The sequence below is a fragment of the Providencia sp. PROV197 genome (genome assembly GCF_028479625.1).
GTDB lineage: Bacteria > Pseudomonadota > Gammaproteobacteria > Enterobacterales > Enterobacteriaceae > Providencia > Providencia vermicola.
The window spans coordinates 202,912-215,329 of the sequence record NZ_JAMPNZ010000006.1; the positions used below are offsets into that span (position 1 = coordinate 202,912).

At 35.6% G+C, this 12,418-nt stretch carries 4 protein-coding genes; all 4 read right to left on the minus strand.

What is annotated here, in order from left to right:
* Nucleotides 1-40 precede the first annotated feature (40 nt).
* The 4 genes from PR808_RS03985 to ldtD all read right to left on the minus strand — a co-directional run bounded on the left by PR808_RS03985 (nt 41) and on the right by ldtD (nt 12,360).
* Nucleotides 41-8,797: an anthrax toxin-like adenylyl cyclase domain-containing protein gene (locus PR808_RS03985; RefSeq protein WP_272538751.1), complete on the minus strand. Its 8,757-nt coding sequence runs from the start codon at nt 8,795-8,797 to the stop codon at nt 41-43.
* 201 nt (nt 8,798-8,998) lie between these two features.
* Nucleotides 8,999-9,634, minus strand: a complete 636-nt coding sequence (locus tag PR808_RS03990; protein WP_272538752.1) for an MBL fold metallo-hydrolase — start codon at nt 9,632-9,634, stop codon at nt 8,999-9,001.
* Nucleotides 9,635-9,673: 39 nt separating this feature from the next.
* Complete coding sequence (locus tag PR808_RS03995; protein WP_206086655.1) at nt 9,674-10,222, minus strand: YcbK family protein; 549 nt, start codon at nt 10,220-10,222, stop codon at nt 9,674-9,676.
* A gap of 353 nt (nt 10,223-10,575) precedes the next feature.
* Nucleotides 10,576-12,360 carry a L,D-transpeptidase gene (gene ldtD / locus PR808_RS04000; protein WP_272538753.1) on the minus strand — a complete coding sequence of 595 codons (1,785 nt, stop codon included), beginning with the start codon at nt 12,358-12,360 and terminating at the stop codon, nt 10,576-10,578.
* Nucleotides 12,361-12,418: the final 58 nt, after the last annotated feature.

Consider the following 12,418-nt stretch of genomic DNA (forward strand, 5'->3'; position numbering starts at 1 on the left):
GCCAGTAACTTAACTGGCTGTTTTGTTTATAACAAAGGAATTACCTCAAATGGCTCAGGAAACGCTCTGTCATTTGGACTCCTCCCCAGTTATTTCTGACATTATCATTACCAATATTAGGGTCAACGCTTCCCTCATAAGCAATACGTTGCTCCGTCAACAACTGTATCAAGCGATCAATAGTTGATTCCTCATTGTGTTTTGATAATTGCTTGTAATCATTAAAAAAGCTCACTTGCATCACATTAGTCATAGAGGCAGTGTGATTATTGTGTTGCAAAGTGACTCTCCTTCCTCCCTTTGATTGATATACCGTTTCTGCAAGCGTTGCTGAAAGTTCTTTGTAGATTATCTCAGTTGGGGAAAAATCAACCAGTACCACTTGATTACGTCCTTCGAGATCATGGATAGTGACATCCCCTTGCCCATGGCTACTTACAATATAGATATCATCCCCTTTACCACCAGCTAAATGGTCTTTTCCATCTAAAGAAATTAATACATCCTGCTTCATGCCTTGCGCCAATAAAATATCATCACCTTGACCACCATAAAGGATATTTTCGCCACCTGTTGTTATCAGCTTATCATTACCACTCCCACCTTTAATCACACGGCCATGCTGTGATATATCCATCACTTCATCATTACCAGCCTGCATATCAATAAGCCAATGCTCTCTCGCATAATTTTCGGATAATACAATTCCATCATTTCCCATAGTTTGTTTTAATGGTTTAGGAACGTCATTTAACATATCAGCAAGCTCATTAACTGGCTTCCAGATGGCTAGCTGTCCTGAATGTTTTGCTTTATCGAGTTTTTCAGATAAGTAATAAGATAACGAAGTCATACTACTCGTCGTAGATGAAATATATTTATTATCAAGTTGATTATAGTGATGAATATTAAAGCGAGCCCCGCTATCATGAGTTGGCTGTTTAATCTTGAGAATTTTACCTGATGATGAAACATAAATTTGATAAGCGGGATCGGTCTCTTCAATTTCTTGCCGTTTAAAATTAACTAAGTGGATATGGTTATTACCATAATTATCTTCAATATAAGCGGCGCCTGAGTGGTTGCCATCAATAATATAATGGTCATTTCCACCTTCACCCATCAAAGTATCTACTCCATCATCTGACAGCAATAAATCATCCCCCTCCCCGCCACTAGCAAAGTTATTTCCAGCCCCGCCATATAAGACATTATTCCCCATGGTAGCTTTAATATTATCATCACCTTCCCCACCTAATAACACATAGCTATTTAAGCTCTTATTGATAATAGTATCGTCGCCATTTTGGCCATCAATAACATGCTTTTCTAATATATAACCCGCAGGTAAAAGAATTTGATCGTCATAATCGCTGCTGCTTATAACTGGATTCACTGGGGAAATATGATTTTTCTGTAAATCCACTTTAAATACATTACTATATTTATCTTGTATTAAAATCACCTCAGAAAGATTATCTCCCACATTTGTAAAATGAACTATTAGTTTTTTCTGCCCAAATTTATCGAAGTTACCTAATTTCCCCTCATCCATCGAGAGAGCAAAACCATTCTCGGTAGGTAATAATAAAATCACCTTATCATGAACTGTGAAACTGTCTTTTACCTTCGCGAAATCAAATTTAATTTTGCCATATTCATCTTTTTCTGTAAGAATTTGATAGGTGTCAACCCCGCGAGTAACCTCAATATAATTTCCTAGTTTAACCAGAGGCAAAAAGTTATTTTTATCATTACCACGATATGTTAATTGTTCAGCACGACCTATTGGTGCAAACCATCCCCATTCTGGTGCTACATGTTTTCGGTGCTTATTTATTATGATGGTATTAACCGTTTCATCTATTTCAACTGATTTGCTTTCTGTTGTCGCAACTTGATCAGCTTCTTGAATATAACTGAGGCTGAAATATTGCTCAGGCTCTTTTTGACCAATCTGCGTCGTCATCATCCAACCATCTTGAGTTTGTATTCGGTACACATGATGCGGTTTGTTTAAATCACTATTTGGGTCAATAACATTCTCTAGCCGAATAAAAACAGAGCTTTCTATATTGGTGAAATCATGTCCATCCAGTGTGCTATTTGGTAATTTGATAGTTAGAATTAAATCATTACCGCTTAATTCAACCTGTTTTATTTCATCTAAAGAATATTCTATGCTTACATGGCTTTGTGAACGACTAGATTCTTTAATAGCCACATCAGCCCGATATTCTTTATTATTATTCTTATAGATAGGGTTTAGAAAACGTTTAGTTTTAACTGCTTTTTCTTCCTTTGCCCAATACTGCTCTGTAAGATAGAGGTCATTAGCATGCTGCATCCATTCAAAACGGCGAATATGATAACTATCATTTCCATCACCACCCACTGCATCACCTTGGGTTAAAACTAGTTTATCATCACCACCATTCCCGACTAATAAATCTTTACCTAAGCCACCATCAAGTACATTATTTGTATCATCGCCACATACACTATCATTGGTATTCCCTTTGATTATAACATTTTCTATGTTTTGTAAATGAGCAATAGAAATAAACGGATGCTTTCCTTCTTGCTTATAATGCAGTGTATTTTTTTCTAAATTAACATAAGCATGATGATCATCAGGTAAGAGGTCAATAGTAACCGTATCGTTCCCGCCCTGACCATCAAGATACTTAGTTGGCATTGTATTATTGAGTGACATTAATGCGCTTAAATTATTATCTCGCAGATAAAACAGGTCATCTTTATCTCCACCTGCAAAATATTTTTCGCCCGATAAAACCTGAAATGCATTTTTTCGCCCTTTTGCGCCAATAATGACATCATTGCCATTAGCTGTATTCCAGCTCGTTCCTCTACTGTAAGGGGTATCCAAATACAACGCTATCCTTTGAAAATCATTCACTAAATTCTCACTAAAACGCCGCTCATTTTCTCTAAACATCCGTTGCCCTAACACACCAAATTCAGTTTTATTTGAGTAAAAATTAATTTGTGAGGAACTCGAATTTAGCAACTGATTATGCATTGATAAGGTCAAACTATTTTCTGAAATTTTATGGCGAGATTTAAATGCATCAAATAACGGATTTTTATATGCTGAATTTAAAGAATAAGTATCGTGCGTAGGTTTCGTTCCTGTTTGTTTAATATCAACTATCTCTTTTGCTTCTTTTTTAGGCCTGAAATTTTTACGGATCGATAATCCCATTCTTTTATACAAATAAATTAAATCTCTAAACCATGCACTTTTTCTAATGATCTTATTACCCAGAATAAAATCAATTTCATTAGCAGTAAAAGAAAGCGCACCTTTTTTCGAAAACCGGAGCCCATAATAGCCTGATCCTAGACGTTGATTTTCTAATATGCCACTAAAATAGTTTCCATATTCATCTACTAAATAATATTTTTGCTCATTACCATAAACAGGTTCTTCAACAATACTTAAATGATGATCAAAGCCTGCCGCTAGAATATGACTCTCAAATAATGCCAGATCAATTTCCCAATTTTGTTTTTTAAATGCATTAATATACAGCTGAGTATTCATCTCTTGTTGAGTTCGCAAAGTCGGCTCTAAACCTAAAGCTCCTCGTATCCCCTCTTCTAATTCCCTATCCCAGTCAATATCAATGACCTCTTTTATATTCTCGACTGCACGAATACCATTGTAAACCCATCCACCAACAAGCAAAACTCCACCAACAACTAGTCCCACAATAGGAATAGTTGAAGATCCTACTAATACAGCAATCACTGTCACGCCATTAATTACGGCGCTAGTAATAGATAAAGAGGCGTTAACAATAAGATCTTGGCGTTGTTTAGGATCTGATACGTCATTGAGTTTAGATAAACTATCGTAGGCTTGATAGATATCAATCCCCATCCCGACTAAGTTAAAAATGATAACTGTTCCCGCAGCAAGCCTTGCACGAACAAGGGAACTCACACCTCTAGCAGAAGAGATATTTAACAACATCGGTTGTATAATCATATCCCCATAATTAAATAATGCGGATGCACATAATAAATAAAACTGTTTTTCTAACTCCTTAATTTCTTCTTCTGTGATATCTGGGTTATCGAGCTTATGTAAAATAGCATATGCACTGATCATACTCTGAATAGCACCAACTGCCCCCATTCCTTGTCCAGCACGGTTTGCAATACGTTGGAATAATGGAAGTTTAGTTCCTGCTTGACGAACTTTTAATAAGGTCGAAGAAGAAATAGTTTCTTGCTGTACATCACTATCATTCGCTAGATACTTAAATTGCTTTTTCAATACTGCAGATCCACTAAAACTCACTTGGTTATCGACTAGTTGATATATATCTCCTGAATTTAACTGTTCACGAAATATTTTAGTAAAGATAACATCGTCTTTTCCGCCTTCCATTAAAGAAAAATACATAGCTAACTTTTCAGAGGAAAAGCGAATTTTTTTATGCGAATTATCTGAGATAATATCTGATAGAGTAACAGGCTTCCCCTCTATCGTTGCCCCTAATAGCTGTAATTTAGCAAAAGCGATTTTTTCACCATTAATCGTTACCCAACTATTTTTAGGTAAACCAAATTCAGCTTGTTCGATAATAGATTTACGTTGACTCTGTAGAGAAGAGAATCTAGCTTTTAGATTCGGCGACTCCAAATCAATTGATTGAATACTTCCTCTAAAGTCACCATTTTCCATTTTTTGGAAGCCTGCCGACTTACCTCTATTTATAGACTTCCCATCGGAAAGTTGGATATCCTCATTAAAATACTGTTTAAGTTGCTGTTGAAATTGCTGCTGTGCTAACTGAAGAGAGTTATTTCTAATGCTAAATTGCACCCCTTGAGGGTCAAATAGGCAAATTTCGTATGCCCCATTACGCCTAACATGAATGATTGTATAAGTTGTTAATTCTCCTTGTAAAAATACGATCCTATTTGTCGTATCAGAAACCACTGAAAATAAATTTACCACTGATTGGTCAGAAATAGAGATACTGTTATTCTTGATTAACGCATCAATATCCTGAGTATATTTTTGCATTTTTTTCAGCAAAGTATCCTCTGCTGAAGTAAGTGTTTTTTGGTCTGCAATTAACTCGATTTGAGCCTTTCGCTCAAGAAAATCACGTGCTAAATCACTATCGGTAAAATAATATTCAATGCCATATATGAGGCCCAATTCTTGGTCTATCCCAGTCGACCCACCATTTTTCGATATAATACCATGATTAATCAAACCAATGTTTTTTCCTTGGTTTAATTGTTGGCTATATTGTTGCAACCGTTGAGCTTGATGATTTTTATACGTTTTAAATGCTTCAGAAAAAGAGAGGTTTTTAAATCTCCCATTATCACCTTCAAAATTTTTAATGCTAAGCTCACTAAATCCTTTTAAATTTTCACTTAACAAAATGAGCTTGTTATCATCCGTTACTAAAGCTAAAACTTTACCTTTATCTATGCCATCACCGGCAGGAAATAGCTGTTTAAGTAATTCTTGGGAATGTTGACTTAAATTATTTAATACTGAAAGATCGCTTTTTATTGCTACTAATAAAGTGTGGATGCTATCTGCTTGTTGCCGATAATTCGTCTCTAGCGTTGTCTCTATCAATTGATTTATTGATGCCGTGGTGAGTGTATATTCACGGTTTAATGCTCCATTTACCTTTGAATTGACAAGAGGATCTTGTAATACAATCATTAGTTTTTTAACATCAATAAACCCTTCGTTATCCGAAAAGTAATTTAACAAATAAGGATGTTGCACCAAATCGATATCTTGAATAGCAATTTCTTTTAGTGCTATTTTTTCCAATAACGAAATGAGCTGCTGGTTAGGCTGACTTGCGAGTACAGTAGGAGAAACATTACTGTTTACCGTTGTGGATTTATCCAGAGCTTCATAGATAAATTTAGATTTAACTTCACGGTTAATGCCTTGTACTTTAAACTCCTCAGATAAACTACTAAGAAATATTTTATGCTCACCGGCTTCAGTTATCATTGCTGGTCCAACAGAATGGAATAGGATATTTTCAGGGTTTATTAACGGATATTTTTTTTTGAGTAGCGATAGCTCAATAGACAATGCATTTGTTGGCTTTCGTACTGTTTCTGCATCGCCAATAATCACCCAATTCGTTATTACTTGTTTTCCCAATAAAGACATTAAATGTTCTTTACCATATTCTAAAATATGTTTTTTACTATCAACATCCATTTGAAAAATTAATGTATTTTGAGGATTTCTCGCGGCTAAATTCTCCGCTTGTAATAAACCTTTTTTATCCCGTGTCAGCCTAATAATAACAGTTAACTCTCCTGAATTCTTAATTGTATTTGCTAATACCTTTTTTTGAATATTCTGGCTGTTAACCATCTTCCAAATGGGAATATCTATGATACCGAGTTCATTTAATCGTGCAGAGAACCTAGTATAAAAATCATTGGGCAAAAGACTGTTATTTTTTTTAAGCTCCTGAACAAATAGTCTATAGGCATTCTGATTGTAAGCTACTTTTTTTATTAAATTATTATCAAGAATACGAGTATCAGGATCCCTAAACATATACAAAGGGTCGGGTTCAATATAATCATTTAGTTGAGCGAGTGATAGCTCACCACGACGAACCTCATTAATAAAATATAATGCACTAGAGCTATTATTGATCCTGACTTGCTCACTACCTGAATGATACTGATAGACAAACTTGTAACCTTTGGTATTTACCGAGTCTCTTACAAAGTCAACTGGATAAATAACCTTAGACCCTAAATACATATTTCCGACTCGCCGATTATAAGCGACGATAGGAGCGCGTACATTATTCTCAGCAAGTAAGCTAGTCGCTTTTAGTGCAAAGTTTTCATTAATACCTCCACGACCTAAATCACACCCTAGCATGACGAGTTTGTCCGGCGTTGTATTTTTTAAAACTTTTCTGCGTAAATACATTAATGCTTCAACATATTGCTGTGCATTTTTTTCCATATAAAGAGTTGGCTGATGATGACCATAATATTTTCCATGACCAATTGTTATCCAACGTACTTTTCCTACATTAATTCTATTCAGGTCTCCATGCAAAATTTTATATTGCTTCGAGCCCATATCATACTGAATAATCATAGAGTCTTCAGGATGTTTAGAAAATGCATAAGCAGTTGCTTTAGCTGAATCTTGATCACTACCATTTTGTATAATCACATTATAGGTATATTCAGTATATTTTGCCTGTCTATTAGTTTTCGCATCACCAGCTTTGTTTCGATGGTATATCAACATCGGATCTAGCCAAGTATCTAGATTACCCGTATTTAGTGGATTGCTTTCCGGCAATCGACTACTTTTATAACTTTCCTGCATATTTAAATAAACATCATCAAAATCTGTATCTAACTGAACAACAGTTTTTCCTGTGGTCGGGTCATTATTAATGATACTTTTTTTCCGTATTATTTCTGTTCGCCCTTCAATAAAACTACCTGATATTTTACGTTTAGGATCGAAGTATTGACCATTATCTCCTTCACTCCACTTTTTATTTAATGGTGCCCTATAACCCTGATTTATGAATAACTGCTGAAAGTTAGAAAGTTGTTCAACATTATTAATAATGATTGCACCTTGGGAATTCATATGAAAATATGTATCGATAGATTCCGTTGTACCTATAAGGCTATTTTTTCCTCTTAGTCTTTCTGGTAATACAAAGGTAATAGGAAAATTTTCGTTCATTATACTCGTAGGGTTAGCATCATCAGCCCCATGGTGAATCAACTCCATCCCCTCGGCTAGACCAAACTTTTTATTTAATTTATTTTTAATTTCTTTTATTTTTTTATTTATAATTCCGTTATCTTTTCCTTCCTTTCTATTATATTCAATTTCATCATTATATAATTTTTTCTGGACTGAATTTAACTCATCATAGTTTACGCTAGCCTTCCACTCTTCCCATGTCAACATCGAAGTTACTTTCACATAATGCTCCAAATCTGACATATGAAAAATAATACTGAAAATATCATAATCTGCTGTTATTGCTTTTCCTGTTTTAGAATCACCAATAACATAAAATGGCTCTATTTTATTATTTTCTAGATGATATAAACCCCATCTATCGATATTATCTTTTTTAATTTTTTTTAGAAAAAATACTTTTTCAACACCATCAAAAGATGCACTTATCTCTTTATACCCATCTTGTTCTACTGTATTTGAAAAATAAATCGTTTTATATCGTATAAGCTCCTCAACTCTTTCTGAAGTAATTTCTAGCATAACAGCAATAGCTTTACCTTCACTAATAGATGATTGAGAGTATTCATTATATTTTTTGCTATTTTCTCTCCCCGATTTTTTCGCAAATTGTTGTTGCACAGGAATAAAACCTGCATGAGGTCCCCAATCCGAACTTTTCGATTTAATAGCTAACCCTTTGCTGCTGTATTCTCCCGTTCCTATAATACTTGTTGATTTAGGGTCAATAGGGCGAAAGCCAATAATAATATTCTCTTCATTGGAAACTTGAGTAATTAGATGCTGATGTATTTCTGAAATACCTGAAACAGGCACATCAATTTCTTTGTTTAAAGGCTTAAGATGCAAGTTAATACTGGTATAATCTTTACTAATACCATCGGAAGTATTCTCTAGTGTCGATGATATTTGCGGATTATTCAAATTAATTATTTTTTCATTCTTTTCCTCATTAGTATTCTGAATAAAATCACCTTTAGATAGAGTCAAATCTATATTTACTTTCCCCATATATATCCCTATATAAATAAAAATTTAATATTAAAATCAGATTAAAACCAATTTAAAATATCAAATTTTCAAGATATAGATAGTTTCAAGAAATATAATTAGGACATAGTTTTAAATTATTTTAGATTACACCCACTGCGTATAAAAAAACCCCTGATAAGGGGTTATTGAATGGCACGCTGAGTAATCAATTTCAGTAAACTATTCATCTTGTAAAAAAGGATTGGTTTTGCGTTCAAAGCCTAAATTTGACATAGGCCCGTGACCTGGGATGAACTGATAGTCATCACCTAATGGCAACACTTTGTTTTTAATCGATGCGATTAAGTCCTGATGATTTCCACGAGGGAAATCACTACGCCCCACACCGCCTTTAAATAACACATCACCCATTGAAATTATTTTATCATCGTGATTGACTAAAATAATATGACCTGGTGTATGCCCTGGGCAATGCAACACATCAAAAGTAATACCGCCACACGTGACTTTATTCCCCTCTTCTAACCAATAATCAGGGGTGAAATCTGGACATTCTCCGATATAAAACATCGCATTTTGTTCTGCAAGGTTTTCAATCCAGAAAGCATCTTCTTTCTGAGGCCCATAAATAGGCACTGAAAAATGTTTGGAGAGTATGGCTGAAGCACCAATATGATCAGAATGGCCGTGGGTAAGCAAAATTTTAGTAAGGGTTAATCCACGACTTTCGATAGCAGAAATCAATTTTTCTGCTTCACCACCAGGATCAACCACAACTGCGTCTAGCGTATTTTCATCCCAAATAACCTGACAGTTTTGCATAAATGGCGTTACTGGGATAATGGTATATTTCATCGAACAATTACTCCGTAATCTATGTCACCTATACACAGATTACCACGTTCTTGCAGGTCCTGTATCAATATGAATGAAATTGCTTCGTGGGTAGTAACCAACACCACCCGCACCCATTTTCAGTGCCGCTTTACGAATATTACTTAATTGTAAACCTTCAATGTGAAAATCCATCGCTTGTCCACGTGTATGATAGCTTTTTTTGGCGACCCCTGAACTTTTACTGCGTAATTTATTATTCGTTTCTAAAGAACGGTAGCCAGAGATCAATTGAACGGGTTTATTCGTTCCCATCATCATTTGCAGTAAATAAATTTGATCAAACAGTTTTGGATCGATCGTTTTGACTTTGTCACAACGATAATCACGGAAAAAATGATTTAAACGAGCAAGTTCAGATTTATTGTAACGACGACCATCAAAAAATTCTGTTTTCAAAAACTCGCCTGTATTAATGTTTTGAAAACGCAAAATACGAGGACGAGGCGTCGTCATTGCGGCAAATACATGACTTGGTAATAAACTGAGGCCCACTGTTGCAGCACCAATTCCCAGCCATTTTCTGCGGGTTTGATCAATAATATCCATAGGTGATAACTCAGACTCTAATAATTTAAATAAATATTCGATGAATTTCAGACAACCTATTGAGTCTAGCAAATCACACTCAGTTTTAATGTATAATTATGTAAAGATATGCATAATTTAAGTCAAATTTATTGCTATATTCGTCAAAAATAGAGTCATATCACTAAATTCTGCGTCTTAACCGTATTATTACGTTAAATCTGTTGTAATAGATTCCTGAACAGCACGACATCAATAATTTAGCTTAATGATAATCATAAATTGTACATCAACAATGGAATTATTCGGAATTAAACAGAATTAGTGAAAAAAGAGGCGTTTCCACCTCTATTTTTTCGTTAATTATCTAATTATTACAGCATGACTTTTTTCAATAATGGCAGATAGGTATCTACATTATCAATACCATTATCATATTGATAAATATCAGCACGGTATTGCGGTTGTTGGTCTTTATCAACCCAAGCTGTTTGGTAATAAAGATACACAGGAATTCTGTCTGGTATATTGACGTAACGTGTTGACCCTTCTTTCAATGCGCCATCAATACGTTTTTGTTCCCACCCTGCATCACCAAGTAAAATGCTGGCTAGCTCACTCGCTTTATTGACACGTACACAACCTGAACTTATCGCACGCGCATTACGATTAAATAAGCTATGGTTTGGCGTATCATGCAAGTAAATGGCATCGGAACTTGGCATATTGAATTTATAGCGCCCTAATGAATTGGTTGGACCTGGCGCTTGTCTAATACGGTATGGGAAATTTGCTGGAGTGATGTTATCCCAATCGATTGAGTAAGGGTTAATTTCATAGGAATCTGCCCCCCAACCTGAATAAACAGTATACCCTTTACGGCTAAAATAACTTGGATCTTGTTTTCCTCTTGGTGCAATATCTTTACGCGCCATACTGGTTGGCACACTCCAAGGCGGGTTGATTACCACATTATTTAATGCGCTACTCATAATTGGCGTTTTGCGATCCGCACGGCCCACAATCACTTTAGAATCTAGGATAACTTCATCATTTAAATAGAAATCTAACGAATAGCCTGGAATATTCACCAAAATCCCAGTGCCACTACTTGCAGGAATAATACGCAAACGTTGAATATTCAACGCCATCAATCCTGCTTTTTGCGCAGGCTTCATATTCAGCCAAACCCGCGTGCCTTTACCAATCACACCATCGGCTTCTAAACCATACTGTAATTGAAATTTTTTAACGGCATTGACCAGTTCTTGATCATAAACTTTCGAAGCTGTTCTCGTTGGTTTTGCAGACTCTGTAACAGCAACTTCCGTCGGCTGTTCAGTTGCTTGCTCTGCAACTTGCGCTAACGTTTCAGGCGCTTCAGTTTCAACCACATCTTCTGTCATGCTATCGGCTAACAAACCTTCACGCTGTAAAATTTTACGTAATACAAGCACATCATCACTGGATTGCCCTGGTTTGAGTGTCTTCGTACTCGTTATTTCTAACTCATCTTCAGGTTGTGCCAGCAATTTAAGCATTTCTTTGCGCATCGGCTGATACATTGGATGGTTAGGTGCTTGAGCTTTAACCCACTCAGTTAGACGTTGAGAATCAACAGCATCTAACCAAGGTTTTATTTGTGCCGCTGTAGGCGCAATGATTTTGTAAGGTCGATTCGTATATAACCAATATTGCCCACTGGATTCAATAGAAGAGAGATATTGAAGATAACCAAGCATCGCATCTGATAAAATCACATCACGACCAAGCTCACTAAGCTGGTTATTTTCCAATAAGGATAGCCATTGCGCAAACTGAGGTTGAACCCCAGAAAGTGAAAGTTCCGCTATTTGCTGTTGAAATTGACTAATCGCTGTTTCATCTTGCCATAAAAGTTTCATTTGCTTATCGGCATATAATTTAGCGAGTTGTGCTGCAAAAACGGGTTTCACATCAGCTGGAAGTGAAGCCACTATTTTTGCCATACTCTCTGTTGGTGTAACCGTTAAGGTCTCTTTTACTTCAACAACTTGTGGCTGTGAAGCTTCGGTTACACTTTGCTGCGTATTTTCATCACTGGAAAATGCAGGAAACTGGAATGTCATTAACCCACATATTACTGAAACTTGCAGAGCTTTCACTCTTCTCTTTGCCATACATCCACCTTAAGTTACTACATGGATAAAAATAGTTTTTATTATAGTTGCAGCTTTA